The sequence below is a fragment of the Thermoanaerobacterium aotearoense genome (assembly GCF_009905255.1).
Lineage (GTDB): Bacteria > Bacillota > Thermoanaerobacteria > Thermoanaerobacterales > Thermoanaerobacteraceae > Thermoanaerobacterium > Thermoanaerobacterium aotearoense.
The window spans coordinates 275,304-291,533 of sequence record NZ_CP047602.1; the positions used below are offsets into that span (position 1 = coordinate 275,304).

The 16,230-nt window shown below is 37.8% G+C and carries 13 protein-coding genes and 1 pseudogene; 10 read left to right on the forward strand and 4 right to left on the reverse strand.

The features are described from left to right. Positions 1-56: 56 nt before the first annotated feature. Positions 57-2,033, forward strand: coding sequence for a methyl-accepting chemotaxis protein (locus tag GSH73_RS01320; RefSeq protein ID WP_014757240.1), 1,977 nt, complete (start codon positions 57-59; stop codon positions 2,031-2,033). 40 nt (positions 2,034-2,073) lie between these two features. On the opposite strand, the gene GSH73_RS01325 is transcribed toward GSH73_RS01320, so the two are convergent. Together GSH73_RS01325 and GSH73_RS01330 are read right to left on the reverse strand one after the other, a co-directional pair. Beyond that, positions 2,074-3,144, reverse strand: a complete 1,071-nt coding sequence (locus GSH73_RS01325) for a tetratricopeptide repeat-containing glycosyltransferase family 2 protein (protein ID WP_014757239.1) — start codon at positions 3,142-3,144, stop codon at positions 2,074-2,076. Between the two features lie 74 nt (positions 3,145-3,218). Then, a complete protein-coding gene (locus tag GSH73_RS01330) occupies positions 3,219-4,421 on the reverse strand; it encodes a DNRLRE domain-containing protein (RefSeq protein WP_014757238.1) in 1,203 nt (400 codons plus the stop codon). 186 nt (positions 4,422-4,607) lie between these two features. Here GSH73_RS01330 and GSH73_RS01335 point away from each other — a divergent pair, with 186 nt between their 5' ends. From GSH73_RS01335 to GSH73_RS01350, 4 genes are all read left to right on the forward strand, one after another. Continuing rightward, complete coding sequence (locus GSH73_RS01335; RefSeq protein WP_014757237.1) at positions 4,608-5,777, forward strand: iron-containing alcohol dehydrogenase; 1,170 nt, start codon at positions 4,608-4,610, stop codon at positions 5,775-5,777. A 161-nt stretch (positions 5,778-5,938) separates the two neighbouring features. After that, positions 5,939-6,892: a phosphodiester glycosidase family protein gene (locus GSH73_RS01340; protein WP_038069157.1), complete on the forward strand. Its 954-nt coding sequence runs from the start codon at positions 5,939-5,941 to the stop codon at positions 6,890-6,892. Between the two features lie 12 nt (positions 6,893-6,904). Beyond that, positions 6,905-7,930 carry a hypothetical protein gene (locus tag GSH73_RS01345; RefSeq protein ID WP_014757235.1) on the forward strand — a complete coding sequence of 342 codons (1,026 nt, stop codon included), beginning with the start codon at positions 6,905-6,907 and terminating at the stop codon, positions 7,928-7,930. Positions 7,931-8,010: 80 nt separating this feature from the next. Continuing rightward, complete coding sequence (locus tag GSH73_RS01350; protein ID WP_014757234.1) at positions 8,011-8,733, forward strand: SGNH/GDSL hydrolase family protein; 723 nt, start codon at positions 8,011-8,013, stop codon at positions 8,731-8,733. Between the two features lie 6 nt (positions 8,734-8,739). Here the strand turns inward: GSH73_RS01350 and GSH73_RS13825 are convergent, their stop codons facing one another. Both GSH73_RS13825 and GSH73_RS13830 read right to left on the reverse strand, forming a co-directional pair. Further along, positions 8,740-9,270: a LysR substrate-binding domain-containing protein gene (locus GSH73_RS13825; RefSeq protein WP_432416187.1), complete on the reverse strand. Its 531-nt coding sequence runs from the start codon at positions 9,268-9,270 to the stop codon at positions 8,740-8,742. 9 nt (positions 9,271-9,279) lie between these two features. Beyond that, positions 9,280-9,627 carry a LysR family transcriptional regulator gene (locus tag GSH73_RS13830; RefSeq protein WP_038069161.1) on the reverse strand — a complete coding sequence of 116 codons (348 nt, stop codon included), beginning with the start codon at positions 9,625-9,627 and terminating at the stop codon, positions 9,280-9,282. Between the two features lie 129 nt (positions 9,628-9,756). Here GSH73_RS13830 and GSH73_RS01360 point away from each other — a divergent pair. The 5 genes and pseudogenes from GSH73_RS01360 to GSH73_RS13840 all read left to right on the forward strand — a co-directional run bounded on the left by GSH73_RS01360 (position 9,757) and on the right by GSH73_RS13840 (position 16,220). Then, a pseudogene (locus GSH73_RS01360) lies at positions 9,757-11,566 on the forward strand (NAD(P)/FAD-dependent oxidoreductase). Positions 11,567-11,839: 273 nt separating this feature from the next. Then, positions 11,840-13,159 (forward strand): xylose isomerase, encoded by a 1,320-nt coding sequence (gene xylA / locus GSH73_RS01365; protein ID WP_014757233.1) that lies wholly within the window; start codon positions 11,840-11,842, stop codon positions 13,157-13,159. A 66-nt stretch (positions 13,160-13,225) separates the two neighbouring features. After that, positions 13,226-14,731, forward strand: coding sequence for a xylulokinase (gene xylB, locus GSH73_RS01370; RefSeq protein WP_014757232.1), 1,506 nt, complete (start codon positions 13,226-13,228; stop codon positions 14,729-14,731). A gap of 366 nt (positions 14,732-15,097) precedes the next feature. Beyond that, positions 15,098-15,529 (forward strand): substrate-binding domain-containing protein, encoded by a 432-nt coding sequence (locus tag GSH73_RS13835; RefSeq protein ID WP_233432500.1) that lies wholly within the window; start codon positions 15,098-15,100, stop codon positions 15,527-15,529. Further along, the gene (locus tag GSH73_RS13840) at positions 15,519-16,220 is read left to right on the forward strand and encodes a sugar ABC transporter substrate-binding protein (protein WP_269089278.1); all 702 of its coding nucleotides are present in this window, start codon (positions 15,519-15,521) and stop codon (positions 16,218-16,220) included. The genes GSH73_RS13835 and GSH73_RS13840 overlap by 11 nt, the downstream gene beginning before the upstream one ends. The last annotated feature ends 10 nt before the right edge of the window (positions 16,221-16,230 follow it).

Consider the following 16,230-nt stretch of genomic DNA (forward strand, 5'->3'; position numbering starts at 1 on the left):
TTAAAATAGCCGATAAACAATTTATGAGCAAAATTAATACATGAGGTGATAAGGCAGTGAAAAGCATAAGGATCAAGATTTTCTCATTGGTTACCCTGTTTATCGTCGTACCGCTTCTTATTACAGGCTATTTTTCTGTAAATGAAGCGCAGACAATTTTAAAAAGCAGAATAGACAAATCAAATCAAGCAGCACTTTCAGTGCTTGACAATTACATTGGAATGGTGAAGCAAAACGCAGAGATTTCACTTAACGATATTGCCAATTCCAGCGACCTTAAAAACTACATAAAAACCGGCGATTCAAGCAGTTTGTTGGATAAATTAAAAGGTGTAGAAGACAACAATTCGATCATATTGAACGCTTATTTTACAGCTAAAGACGGCAAGACCATCATCTATCCTGTTCAAGATGTTAGCGGTGTAGATCTCACTAAAAGGCCTTGGTATCAAGCTGCTTTAGATGCAGGAGGTGCTATCGCTTCAACTGAACCTTACAAGGATATCCTGTCTGGCAAACCTGAGATAACCATGTCAAAAGCCATATTTGATGAAAACCAAAACTTAGCAGGCGTTGTAGGAATAGACATAGACCTATCGAAGCTTTCGGATGCCATAAGCAGTATAAAGATAGGAAATTCAGGATACTTTTATCTTATGACAAGTGATGGCACTGTCATATCGCATCCAGATAAAACCATGATGTTTACAAAGATGACGAAGTACAGCTTTGGCAAACAGCTTTTGTCCCTTAATAATAAGACGATGGAGTACACTTTTAACAATCAGTTGAAGTTTGCCAGCGTCAAGAAGCTAAGCGAATTTGGATGGATCGGCGTCGTTTCTACGACTATTCAGGAGCTAAGTGTTGATACAAGCTCCATAAGGAATACGATGATCACTGTAATGATTATCTGCCTCATATTTGGACTGCTGTTGGCTTTCGTATTTATTTCCACTTTGACAGGTGGCATCAGGAAAATATCAAAGACGATGGAGAAAGCGTCAAAAGGCGAGCTTGTGCTTAGCACTGATATAAAATCGAGAGATGAAGTAGGACTGCTTTCTAAGAGTTACAATGACATGATTGAAGGAATACGGTCATTGGTCATAAAGATAAAAAATGTGGCTGAATCTGTAAACAACATTTCAAATAACATTGCATCGTCATCAGAGCAAGTTTCGTCGACGATGCAGGATGTGGCCAGGGCAATAGAGCAGATAGCTGAAGGTTCATCGAATCAAGCTGAAAGCGCTCAAAGCAGCGCTAAAGCAACGTTGGAGCTTGGAAAGCTTATAGATACGGCTATGAATGATTCCAACAATATTTTGGACGAAGTCACAAACATAAACATGATTTCTGAAAGCAGCAATGAAATAATTGAAAGCCTTTTAGCTAAGACGCAGCAAAGCATCGAATCTAACAACAAAGTAAGAGAATCTACCCTTTTCTTGAGAGATAAGTCAAACCAGATAGGAAAGATAGTTGATACAATAAGGCAGATAGCGGATCAGACCAATTTATTGTCTTTAAATGCAGCAATAGAAGCTGCAAGGGCTGGAGAGGCCGGAAAAGGCTTTGCAGTCGTTGCTGACGAAGTGAGAAAATTGGCTGATGAGTCAAGCATTGCGGCTAAAAGCATATCAGAGCTTATATCTGAGATACAAAATGATGTAAATGAAACGGTGGCAACGGTGGAAAATGCCAATAACATCGTCATGGAGCAAAGCAATTCAGTCAATAACACGAAAGAAATATTCGAAGGCATAATACAAGCCTTGAAGTTTGTGACAGACATGATAAATAATCTGAACGACTCCTTAAAAGAGATAGAAGCCAATAAGAACAAGATCGTTGATGCTGTGCAGGATATAGCCGCTGTATCGGAGGAAACTGCGGCGTCTACCGAGGAGATTTCGGCATCATCACAAGAGCAGACAGCTATAATTGAGGAGCTTTCAAGTACGGCAAATGAGCTTAAAATGTATGCACAAGAGCTTATGGAATCGCTTAAGATGTTTAAAATAGAGTAAGTATAAAAAAGAACAGGCATTAAATAGACCTGTTCTTTTTTTATAATAAGCTTTCTAAAAATGCTTTGTTTTGAAGCACCATAGGATTATTTGGATCGTACTTTCTCGCTTCTTCATTATGCATATATGATTTTTCTATGTCACCTAATCTATAATAGCATATGCACAACTGAATATGTGGAAGCCATGTTGAACATGCTATATTTACAAAGCCTTGATTAGGTTTTTCGACTTTTGTCGCAAGCTCATACCAGAAAATAGATTGTTTTATCTTGTTTTCCTGCAAAAATTTATAACCTAATCTGCAACAGAATTCAGGCCTTGGTACGTCGTACTCAAAAGATTTAAAAATCGCTTCATCTCTTTTATTTAAATCTCCTAAAGCTTCATAGCAGTCAGCAAGCTTTCCGAGAGAATACAGTATATCTTCCATCCATCCTTTCTTGGAGTCTATAAACATGTTGTAATATTGAATGGCCTCAGCATACCTTTTGTGTTCGGCCAATTCATTTGCATAGTAAAACATATCTCTTGGTGAAAAATCTTTTTTGCTTTCAATCATCTTTTCATAAATTTCAATGTTTCTATTGGGCGTATTTTTTATTTTACCATGCACAATTTGTATATCGCTATTGTAAATTTTTCCGTAGACATCAAGGTATTCATGCACTGCGCCAATCCATTTAAAATCCTTCGTCCTTTTAACAAGGCGATTTCTAATGCTTATGAAAGATGGACTGCCATTTGATGTTTTAGTCAATACGTATTTCATCGTCACTGAGTCAATAGATGTGTCGAAGTTGTCTTTAAGATTTATAAGTTTCTCTAAATCGTCTGGCTCCATATAATCATCTGCATCAAGCCATAATATATAATCCATTGTTGCTTTGCTAAATGAAAAATTTCTTGCTGCGCTAAAATCGTCTATCCACTTAAAATCAAATATTTTATCAGTATATTTCTTTGCAATGTTTTTTGTTAAGTCGGTAGAGCCCGTATCAACTATGACTATTTCATCTACAGCATCTTTTATGGATGTTAAGCATCTATCCAATGTTAGTTCTTCATTTTTTACTATCATGCACAGACTTATAGTTATACTCTGGCACATAGATATCCTCCTATTAATTCAAATAAATTACATCTAAGGGCTGGCAAAACCAAACCCTTAGATGTTTCTTAATATCAGTCAAGCTTTAGCAATGTGATAGAAGCATTTACGACACCAGAAGCCAAAGTCAAGGCGACGCCTGTATTTCTCAAAGTCAATACGTCTCCAGCGGATACTGTTATTATAGCTTCACCTACTAATTCTGTTGCGTTGATGATAGTGGAGTACTGCGTTTGTGATAATGGAGTTCCGTTTAATGTCAACACCATCGAATTCAAAACAGCTACTGAAGCTGTCGTAGTATAGCCAATTCGATAGGTTCCACCGATATCAAATGTTATAGGTGCAGTTCCTGTTGTGTGGGAGATGCCTACTAATGGTCCATTGCTGTCAAATGTTACATCTCCACCAAGAATGACGGTGTTACCAGTTGTGTTGTAAATATATCCGTAAGCTGCTATTCCTGCGCCAGTTGGGCCAGTCGGGCCAGTAGGACCAGTAGGACCAGTTGGGCCAGTCGGACCAGTCGGGCCAGTTGGGCCAGTTGGGCCAGTCGGGCCAGTAGGGCCAGTAGGGCCAGTAGGGCCAGTAGGGCCAGTAGGACCAGTCGGACCAGTTGGGCCAGTCGGACCAGTCGGGCCAGTTGGGCCAGTTGGGCCAGTTGGGCCAGTCGGGCCAGTAGGGCCAGTCGGGCCAGTAGGACCAGTTGGACCAGTCGGACCAGTTGGACATACAGGACATGGTTCATAAGTTATTTCCAGATATGGTTTATTTACATTGTTGGTTGATTCATATCCTATTATAGTGTCAACTACATTTTCTATTCCTCTTATTGTTATGCCAAAGTTTAAAGATGGTGTTAGAACCCATTTATACGCTAAATTTGTTATATCAATTCCTATATAACTTCCTACCATGCTGTCTGTAACAGTAAAACTATAAGGGGTGATGACAGTAAATGGAGCTGTATTCCAAGTTACTGTTGATTGGCTAAAGTCATTGAGGTTTTCATAGATTGTAATATTCTGTGGATACAGTATGCTATCAGGCATATCTTTTCTGTTTACATAAAGATACAGTTTAGCATCTGTCATTACATTTCCAGACGGTATAGCTCCCGATAAATCAAATTTTAATAGAGTTCTGTAAGCATCTGGCATATTTCCAAACCTTAAATATTCACCGGTAAATAGCGAAATAGAATTGCCGAAGTTTTGGGTAGGAAAGTACTGTGATATATAAGCATCATCAGTAGGGTTAATTTGAATAGTTGGCAAAACAACCACCTCGTTTGGAATATTTAGAGCACGATTAAATATGATCGTGTTCTAAAACTAATATATGAAGTAGTATATTAATTGTTACATATCAAGCGGTATCATAGCATACCATCAAAATATGTTTTTCAAAAAACCAGTGGTATAATTATCTCAAAAGAAACATTAAAAAGAGGGTGTGATTTTATGAACAATTTTGATTTTGTTTGTCCGACAAAGATCATCTTTGGCAGAGGGACTGAAAATAGAGTAGGTGAAGAGACAAAAAAATATTCAAAAAAGGTATTGTTTGTTTACGGCAGTGGTAGCATAAAAAAGACAGGTCTTTACGACAAAGTCGTAAAATCGCTAAAAGGCAATGGTGTTGATTACATAGAATTATCAGGTGTTAAACCAAATCCAAGGCTTAGCTTGGTTTATGAAGGAATAAAGATTTGCAAGGAAAATGGCATTGACTTCATATTGGCCGTAGGTGGGGGTAGCGCGATAGACACTGCAAAGGCTATCGCTGTTGGTGCGCTTTATGATGGTGATGTGTGGGATTTCTTTGTAGGCAAAGCTGAGATTGAAAGGGCATTACCAGTAGGTGTAATACTGACATTGGCTGCAACAGGAAGTGAAGCCAGCGATAGCGCTGTCATAACAAATGAAGATGGATGGTACAAGAAGGGCATACACTCTGATCTTATAAGGCCTCAGTTTGCCATCATGAATCCAGAGCTTTTGTTTACACTTCCTCAGTATCAGACGGCTGCAGGTGCAGCGGATATAATGGCTCACATAATGGAAAGGTACTTTACAAACGTCAGGAGTGTAGATCTTACGGATAGGCTTTGCGAAGCAACGCTTAAGACCATGATAAACAATGTTCCAAGGCTTATTGAAAATCCTGAGGATTATGATGTGAGAGCTGAAGTGATGTGGGCAGGTACTATTGCACATAATGGACTTTTGGATACGGGAAGAATCGGCGATTGGGCATCACATAGGATTGAACATGAGTTAAGTGCAATCTACGACATAGCACACGGCGCAGGACTTGCCGTAATATTCCCAGCGTGGATGAAATACGTGTATAAACACGACTTGGATAGATTTGTCCAGTTTGCCGTTAAAGTTTGGGATGTAGATTTGACATTTACCGACAGAGAAGCGATAGCGTTGGAAGGCATAAAAAGACTTGAGGATTTCTTTAGAAACATTGGCCTTCCTGTGACACTGAGGGAGGCTAATATACCTTACGACAGGTTTGAAGAAATGGCAGACAAATGCACGTCAAATGGGACAGCAACCGTAGGACAATTTGTTAAACTTACGAAAGAAGACATAATAAATATATACAATCTTGCAAAATAACACAATATATGTAAAATATATCCTGATTATGCTACAAAAATAGCCAATCAGGATATATTTTTTTATATATTTGCGATTTTTTTAATAAAATATTAATAATTTTCTTGTATAATAGAATATGTGTAAAATTATAAGGTATTAAAATGGGAGAGAGAAATTGTATGAAAAAAATAATAGCTTATGTAATATTTCAAGTATTTTTGGCTGTAATAGTGATACCAATGTCGATATTTTACGGGCCATTTACAAATATCAGAAATACTTTGGTAGCGACAGCTATGACTACATTCAGCCATAAGTACATTGCCACGTTATTTTTGCCACAAAGCAAAATTGACGCTATAATGAAGGAAATGACAAGTATATCTACAGACAGCAGCAAAAGTAGTCTATTGAATTTCAAAAACAATCACGATACGACGATTGAAGTGAATGACATAAGCAGCAGCAGATTTAAAGGAAAGGTGATTTTAATCCACGACCCTACGAGAGTTGAAGTAGGCATATCAAGTAAGCTTCCTAAAGAAGGAGAAACGGTCAGCGAGATAGCTAAGGAAAATGGGGCTATAGCCGCTATAAACGCTGGCGGTTTTATTGGGTACGTTGATGGTGCATGGACCGGAAGTGGGGGTACTCCAGGCGGAATAATCATACACAATGGAAAGCTTATATACAACAATGCCTACAGTAAAGACGGGAAAATCGATCTTGCAGGGTTTACAACAGATGGTAAGCTGTTGGTTGGCAAATACACTTTAGATGAGATAAAGAATTTAAACATAAAAGAAGCAGTAAGTTTTGGCCCTGCCCTCGTAGTCAATGGAAAGCCTATGATTAAAAGTGGTGACGGTGGATGGGGTATTGCTCCAAGGACTGCAATAGGACAGAAAGCCGATGGCACAGTCATATTTTTAGTCATTGACGGAAGGGCAATATCCAGCGTTGGAGCCACATTAAAAGACGTGCAAAATATAATGCTTGATTACGGTGCTGTAAATGCTACAAATCTCGATGGGGGATCATCTACGACAATGTACTACAAAGGAAAAGTCATAAACAATCCGTCAAATCCTTTAGGAGAGAGGATGGTTCCTACAATATTTTATGCAAAATAAGATGGAGGTATTATGAAAGCTATAAGAAGAATTTTTACATGGATAGTGTTTCCATTGATAATAGAGATGGGAGTGCTTTTCTATATAAATAATGTGTATTTATCTACCACAACTACGTTTCACATACAAAAAGTCAATACTGAGTCAGATACAAACACAATGCAGAAAACAATAAAAGTTACTGTGCCAAGCGACGGAGAAAGCGTTGAGGCTTCTTATGACGGAAGCTATGTTTCGTACCTTTTAAACCATCAGATAATAGTCGTTGATACTAAGACTCAAGGAATAAAGAAGGTAATTGCAGCCAGCAACTATATACAGTACTACACATGGCTTAATGACAGAAACAGGATCATATATTTTTATAAGACGTATAGCCATGGCAGTGAAGCGATACAGCTTGAAGCCTATGACCTTGATATAAACAACAAGATAAAGATAGACAAGCTTATATATGCTCCAAGAAACAGCCATATAGAAAATGTCACATTGTCGCCGCTTACAAACATGATCTATATAAACGTGGTTGATGCCAATGGTTACAGCTATCTGTACCGTGTAGATATAATGGGACAGATTACAAATTTCAGGCTTCCAATTAAGAGAATTGCAAGAATGTATGAGCTTCAGAGGAAAGACGTGCTTTTGTACGAGTCATCAAATGGGATAATAAGGGTCATCAAAAATGGCAGTGGTTACACATTTTTAAGTGGCGGATTTTCGCTTATTGGCACTGACAGCAATGACAATGTGTACGTAGGCAAATTAGACAGCGACAATAAAGTTGTGGAAATATATTACGGAACAATTGATAAAAGCTTCAAAAACTGGAGTCACATAAAGCTAAATCATGCAATTGATCCAACTCAGGTGTATATACTGCCTAAAGACAATGCCTTGACTGTCACTTTTGACGGCAAAGATTTGATTGACGTAAACACAGGTGAAACCATAACGGGAAGTGGCGATATATCAGGTGTCAACGCAAACTATATAATCTACAAAAAGGATAATGATGTGATATTGAAATTAGAATGATGCCGAATATTTCGGCATTTTTTGTTAATAAATATGTTAATTTGTGGTATAATAGATTAAAAGGTTAGGGAGGCTAAATGATGGAAATGTTAAACATAAAAGAAAATTACAACTTTCTTGTGTGCGGAGATTCCATATCTAAAGGCGTGGTCCTCGACAAGATTAGAAACAAATATGTGGTTTTGAAGGATTCTTATGCAAATCTTCTAAATGGGTGCTTAAAAGGAACTGTTGAAAACATATCGAAGTTTGGCAGCACTATATTAAGAGGAAAAGACAGGCTTAAAAGAGAGCTAAACAAGGAAAAACCTGATATTGTGCTTTTAGAGTTTGGCGGAAATGATTGCGATTTTAATTGGGATGAGGTAGCTAAAGACCCTTACAAAGACCATCTGCCAAATACTGATTTCAATGTGTTTAAAGAGACATTAAGAGAACTCATAGATTCACTTAAAAATGCCAACATAGCTCCGGTTTTGCTTACGCTTCCTCCATTGGATGCAGACAGATACTTTAACTGGATTAGTAAAGGCAATAGAGAAATGGCAAAAAACATATTGACGTGGCTCGGAAGCGTCACGAAGATATACTGGTGGCAGGAAAGATACAATTCTGCCATATTGAGCATAGCATCAAGCACTGATACGAAGATAATAGATGTGAGAAGTGCGTTTTTAGATAGGCCTGATTACAGAAAGCTTTTATGTGAAGATGGAATACACCCAAACGAGGAAGGGCACAAGGCGATTGCAGATAGGATAAAAGATTACGTCATGACATATTACGGCTTCCTTTTAAAATGATACGGCTTATTTTGCTACAGAGGAATAAAGGAAATCTATAAACTTCTTGTGAAGATCTGATAGGTACTTGTCTTTGTGGTATATGATATTGAATTTTCTTTTAAATTTGATTTCGTTTATTTCTACCTTTTTAAGTTTTGAATTTTTTGATTCATCACTTAGGGCTAATCTTGATATTACAGAAACCCCTAAGTTTGCTTCGACTGCCTTCTTTATCGCTTCAATGCTGTTTAACTCCAACTTAATGTTGTATTCTATGTTATGAGATTTCATAGTGTTTTCAAACACTTCTCTTGTGCCGCTGCCAACTTCCCTCACTATAAAATCAGCTTTTGACAAATCATCCATCTGGATGATATTCTTTTTTGCCCAATGATGCTCTTTAGAGCATACAATGTACAGCTCATCGTCCAATAAATGCCTACTTTCGATGTAATTAGAGTGTATTGGACCTTCCACTACTCCAAGATCTATTTCACTATTAAGTATCATTTTTACTATTTCCGATGTATTGTTTATGCAGAAAGGCAATTCTATATTTTTGTGTCATTTCAAAAAATCTCCAATTAATTTAGGCAATAGGTACGTACCGACGGTTCTGCTGGCACCCAGCTTAAGCTTTCCTGCCTTGCTATCAGATATATCATGCAACGTGTTTTCAGTTTCAAGCAACAAGAGATTGATTTTTTTTCCATAGTCCCTTAAAATTTCACCTGCATGTGTCAATATAAGCTTTTTGCCTATCCTATCAAAAAGTTTCACCTTGTACTCTTCTTCCAGCTCGGAAATTGCCTGACTTATAGCTGGCTGTGTCATGTAAAGGTGCTTTGCAGCTTCAGACATGCTGCCGTACTCACATACAGATAAAAATATATTCAATTCTCTGAAATTCATATAAACCACCAACCATAAGCAATGACTTATATATTTTATAATATTATATTATTTTACTTATATAAAAACAAGCATTACAATAAGGTTTAGATGTAATGGCATTAAAAAGATAAAAGGAAGTGCATTGTCGTGGTTTTAAATGAAGGCAAAATAGGAAATTTAAAATTGAAAAACAGATTTGTCATGCTGCCAACTGTCACAAATTTATCAAATGATGGATTTGTCAGCGAAAAAGGGATGGACTATTACGACAGAAGGTCGAAAGATGTAGCTTTAGTCATAGTCGAGGCATCGTATGTAAATAAGTTTGGCAAGTTTTTTAAAAATCAATTAGGGATAGACGACGATGATAAGATTGAAGGACTCAAAAAAATTAGCAGATATCATTCATGGCAATGGTGGAAAAGCTGCAGTGCAGATTGCTATGCACAACCCTAAATACAAGCCATCAGATTTTACTGTGGAAGACATAAAAGGGTTTGTAAGAGATTTTGTGAATGCTGCAAAAAGGGCAAAAAAAGCAGGATTTGATGCTGTTGAGCTTCATTTTGCACATGGATGGTTTGTAAATCAATTTTTATCGCCAAATGTAAATACGAGAGATGATGAGTACGATGGAGATTTCGATGGAAGAGCCAGATTTGCACTGGAGATATTAAAGAATGTAAAAAGTGAAGTAGCTGATATCGCTGTGATATGCCGCATAAATGGAAGCGACTATACAGATGGCGGACTTGACATAGAAGAAAGTGTAAAACTTGCGAAGCTTTTAGAAAATCATGGCGCAGATGCAATAAATGTTTCATCAGGCGTTGGAGCGACGTCAGAGTACCACATATCGCCAATGGGAATAGATGATAAACCACTCATAGACTACGCGAAGAAAATAAGAGATAGTGTTTCGATTCCTGTCATTGCTGCCGATAAGCTGGGTGCTGCAGATGACTGGGAAGCGATTGTAAGAGATGGTTATGCTGATTTCATAGGCATTGCAAGAGGCCTTATAGGAGATCCTGATTGCGTTTCTAAATATATCAATGGAAAAGCTGATGAGATAAAATACTGTATCCACTGCAATCAAGCATGTATCGCCTATATACAAAAAGGGCTTCCTGTATCATGCATGATGAATCCCACGGTAGGCAGAGAAAAAGAATTTGATGTGATTGCAGAAAATAAGCTTAATGTGGCTGTAATAGGCGGTGGTCCTGCTGGAATGTCTGTTGCTTTGTACTTGGCGAAAAAAGGGCACAATGTGGAGCTATTTGAGAAGTCAGATGCACTGGGAGGACAGCTAAAAGTGGCAAAAGTTCCTCCACATAAGTCTGAAATAGGAAAAGTGGTAGATTATCTTGAAGCTGATTTAAAAAAGTACGGTGTAAAAGTCAATCTGAATCGAGAAGTTGCGTGTGATGAACTAAAAAATATGAGTTATGACAAAGTAATAATTGCAACAGGCTCAATTCCAAAGGAATTGACGATTAAAATGGATGTAGTACCTTATAAAGCCATAGATGTTTTAAGTGGCAAAATGCCACAAGGCATTAGCATAGCTGTAATAGGCGGAGGTTTGACAGGGCTGGAGACGGCAGAGTACCTTGCAACAATAGGTAAAAGCGTTACAGTATTAGAAGAGCTTGATGAAGTAGGAAAAGACATATACGCCATGAATAAGAAGCTTTTGATGGAAAGATTAAGGAACCTTGGAGTAAGAATCATATCGAGCGCAAAAATTGATGAAATAAAAAGCGGAAAAATTTTTTACAATAATGGCAATGAAGTTGAGGTAGACGATGTGGTGATTGCAATAGGCAATACTTCAGATGAGACATTCAAAAGCTGCATAAGCAACAATATGATTTTCATAGGCGATTGTAAAGAAGTAGCAACAGCAGTAGAGGCAATAAGAGATGGGGCAGAAATGTCACTTACAATTTAGGGTGTTTATCATATCATTTAAAGTATGCTTTATGTTTTTATTCAAAAAATATGAAGCATACTTTGTTTTTTATATAACTTTTTAAACTACATTTTAAATTATGGCCTTTTTTATAAAGACATAAACTAAAATGATTCCTGCAGCAACAAGATTAATTTTTTTTATTAAAGCCTAAAATTTTTTTTATTTTAAAGAAGGATTTTTTAAATTTGTGTAGAATATATAATATATAATGTTTGTTGGACAGACAAACGAATAGAAGGAGGAAGCTTTATGAATAAATATTTTGAGAACGTATCTAAAATAAAATATGAAGGACCAAAATCAAACAATCCTTATTCTTTTAAATTTTACAATCCAGAAGAAGTAATCGATGGCAAGACGATGGAGGAGCATCTACGCTTTTCTATAGCTTACTGGCACACTTTTACTGCTGATGGAACAGATCAATTTGGCAAAGCTACCATGCAAAGACCATGGAACCACTACACAGATCCTATGGACATAGCAAAGGCAAGGGTAGAAGCAGCATTTGAGTTTTTTGATAAGATAAATGCACCTTTCTTCTGCTTCCATGACAGGGATATTGCACCTGAAGGAGACACTCTTAGAGAGACAAACAAAAACTTAGATACAATAGTTGCCATGATAAAGGATTACTTGAAGACCAGCAAGACGAAAGTTTTGTGGGGCACCGCAAATCTTTTCTCCAATCCGAGATTTGTACATGGTGCATCAACATCCTGCAATGCTGATGTTTTCGCATATTCTGCAGCTCAAGTTAAAAAAGCTCTTGAGATTACTAAGGAGCTTGGCGGCGAAAACTACGTATTCTGGGGTGGCAGAGAAGGATATGAAACACTTCTCAATACAGACATGGAGTTTGAGCTTGACAACTTTGCAAGATTTTTGCACATGGCTGTTGACTACGCGAAGGAAATCGGCTTTGAAGGCCAGTTCTTGATTGAGCCGAAGCCAAAGGAGCCTACGAAACACCAATACGACTTTGACGTGGCAAATGTATTGGCATTCTTGAGAAAATACGGCCTTGACAAATATTTCAAAGTGAATATCGAGGCAAACCATGCGACATTGGCATTCCACGACTTCCAACATGAGCTAAGATACGCCAGAATAAACGGTGTATTAGGATCAATTGACGCAAATACAGGCGATATGCTTTTAGGATGGGATACAGACCAGTTCCCTACAGATATACGCATGACAACGCTTGCTATGTATGAAGTCATAAAGATGGGTGGATTTGACAAAGGCGGCCTTAACTTCGATGCAAAAGTAAGACGTGCTTCATTTGAACCAGAAGATCTTTTCTTAGGTCATATAGCCGGAATGGATGCCTTTGCAAAAGGCTTCAAAGTTGCTTACAAACTTGTGAAAGATGGCGTATTTGACAAGTTCATCGAGGAAAGATACGCAAGCTACAAAGACGGCATTGGCGCTGACATTGTAAGCGGGAAAGCTGACTTCAAGAGCCTTGAAAAGTACGCATTAGAGCACAGCCAGATTGTCAACAAATCAGGCAGGCAAGAGCTGTTAGAATCAATCCTAAATCAGTATTTGTTTGCAGAATAATGAAACATGAGGGCGGCTTCATGCTTCATTAAAGCTGCCCTCAACAAAAATCATGGAGGTAAATGTATGTATTTTTTAGGGATAGATTTAGGGACATCATCAGTTAAGATAATACTGATGAATGAAAGCGGCAATGTGGTATCAAGCGTTTCAAAAGAATATCCTGTGTACTATCCAGAGCCAGGCTGGGCTGAGCAAAATCCAGAAGATTGGTGGAATGGCACAAGGGATGGAATAAGAGAGATTATTGCGAAAAGCGGCGTAAATGGCGATGAAATAAAGGGTGTTGGCTTAAGCGGGCAGATGCATGGACTGGTGCTTTTAGACAAAGACAATAACGTTTTAACGCCAGCCATACTTTGGTGTGACCAGAGGACACAGGAAGAATGCGACTACATCACAGAGAAAATAGGAAAAGAAGGCCTTTTGAAGTACACAGGGAATAAAGCATTGACAGGTTTTACTGCACCAAAGATATTATGGGTAAAGAAGCACCTTAAAGACGTATATGAAAGAATCGCTCATATCCTTTTGCCAAAAGATTATATAAGGTTTAAATTGACAGGTGAGTACGCTACAGAAGTTTCAGATGCATCAGGTACACTTCTTTTCGATGTGGAAAATAGAAGATGGTCAAAGGAAATGATAGACATATTTGAAATACCGGAAAAAGCCCTTCCTAAGTGCTACGAATCAACAGATGTCACAGGGTATGTCACCAAAGAGGCAGCAGATTTGACAGGGCTTCATGAAGGGACTATTGTCGTAGGCGGTGGTGGTGACCAAGCCAGCGGCGCTGTAGGCACTGGCACGGTGAAAAGCGGCATAGTGTCCATCGCATTAGGAACTTCAGGCGTCGTATTTGCATCACAGGACAAGTACGCAGCAGATGATGAGCTTAGGCTTCACTCATTCTGCCATGCAAACGGCAAATGGCATGTGATGGGTGTCATGCTTTCGGCTGCATCATGTCTTAAATGGTGGGTAGATGATGTAAATAATTACAAGACCGATGTTATGACATTTGATGGACTCTTAGAAGAAGCAGAGAAGGTGAAGCCAGGCAGTGATGGATTGATATTCTTGCCATACCTGATGGGTGAAAGGACCCCTTACAGCGATCCTTATGCGAGAGGCAGCTTTGTAGGTTTAACAATTACACACAATAGAAGCCACATGACAAGATCTATATTAGAAGGCGTCGCATTTGGACTTAGGGATTCGCTGGAGCTTATAAAGGCTTTAAATATACCTGTAAATGAAGCCAGGGTAAGTGGTGGTGGTGCTAAAAGCAGGCTTTGGAGGCAAATACTTGCCGATGTATTCAATGTAAGGATAGACATGATAAATGCTACAGAAGGACCTTCATTTGGTGCAGCAATAATGGCGTCTGTGGGATATGGCCTTTACAAAAATGTAGATGATGCATGCAATAGTTTAATAAAAGTTACAGACAGCGTATATCCAATCAAAGAAAACGTCGAAAAGTACAACAAACTGTATCCAATCTACGTGAGCTTGTATTCAAGGCTTAAAGGCGCCTTTGAAGAAATTGGGAAGTTGGATTTGTAAAATAAATTCATTTGGAAATAAATTTATGACAGTACAAGGGACATTGATTAACAAAGCTTCAGGTTAATAATAGTAAAGTTAATATTTGCTATGAAATGAAAGCATAATAATCTGTTCCTTGTACTTTGCTTTATCATGTTTATTTAAGATACTAATTAATAAAAGTCAATTTAGCCAATAATAAAATCCTATATATAGTAAATATTTACAATAAAATCACTACAAAATAAAAAACTTTATTTAATCTCTTAAAAATATCTACATAAGGGGGTGTTAGATGAAAAAGGCAAACCATAGGTTCGATTAATTTGAAAACGACTAAGGTATTTGACTTCCAAAAAATATCAATTAGGAAGGGGAAATTTAATGATGAGTAAAAACCTTAAAAAAACATTGTTGCATTTAATACTTATATTTGCAATGGTATTTGCATTCTCGGCTTGTGCTACCACAAATCCAAATCAGTCAAGTTCAAATTCTAATTCCAAGTCCCAATCAAATTCTACAACAAACACAGCAAGCAATTCAGAAAAAATAAAGATAGGATTAAGTTTTGATACGTTGAATTTAGAGAGATGGCCACATGACAGAGATTTCTTTGTACAAAGGGCACAAGCTCTTGGCGCAGAAGTGTTAGTACAATCTGCTAACAGCGATTCTCAGACGCAATATTCACAATGTCAGAATCTAATAGCACAAGGAGTAAAGGTGCTTGTTATAATACCGCATGATGGCAGTGCAATTGCGCCAATTGTAGAAGAAGCTCATAAAGCAGGTGTTAAAGGTTTTGGCTTATGACAGATTGATAATGAATTCAGATGTTGATGCATATGTGTCATTTGACAATGAAAAAGTTGGTGAATTACAGGCTCAATATATAACGAAATTAGTGCCAAAAGGAAACTATTTCTTACTGGAAGGATCGCCGACAGATAATAATGCAAAGCTATTTGAACAAGGCCAAAAGAAAGTTTTACAGCCATTGGTTGACAAAGGCGATATAAAAATCGTAGGTGAACAATGGGCACAAGATTGGCTTACGCAAAATGCTTACAACATAATGCAAAATGCTTTGACAGCAAATAATAACAAGATCGATGCAGTGGTCGATGCTAACGATAGTACAGCTTTAGGCGCTGTAAGAGCATTGCAAGAGCAGAATCTTGCAGGTAAAGTAGCAATATCTGGTCAAGACGCAGATTTGGCAAACTGCCAGTTGATAGTCGAAGGAAAACAGTCTATGACAGTATATAAACCAGTTAGGGATGAAGCAACTAAAGCTGCCGATGTTGCTGTTGCATTGGCAAAAGGTGTTGATATAGGTGCAAATGGCAAAGTCAACAATGGGAAAATCGACGTACCGTCTGTATTGCTTACACCTATTGCTGTCGACAAAAACAACATGGTAGATACAATCATAAAAGATGGATTCCATAGTTTAGAAGATGTCTATAAGAATGTTCCTAAAGACCAGTGGCCAAAACAATAATCATCAAAAA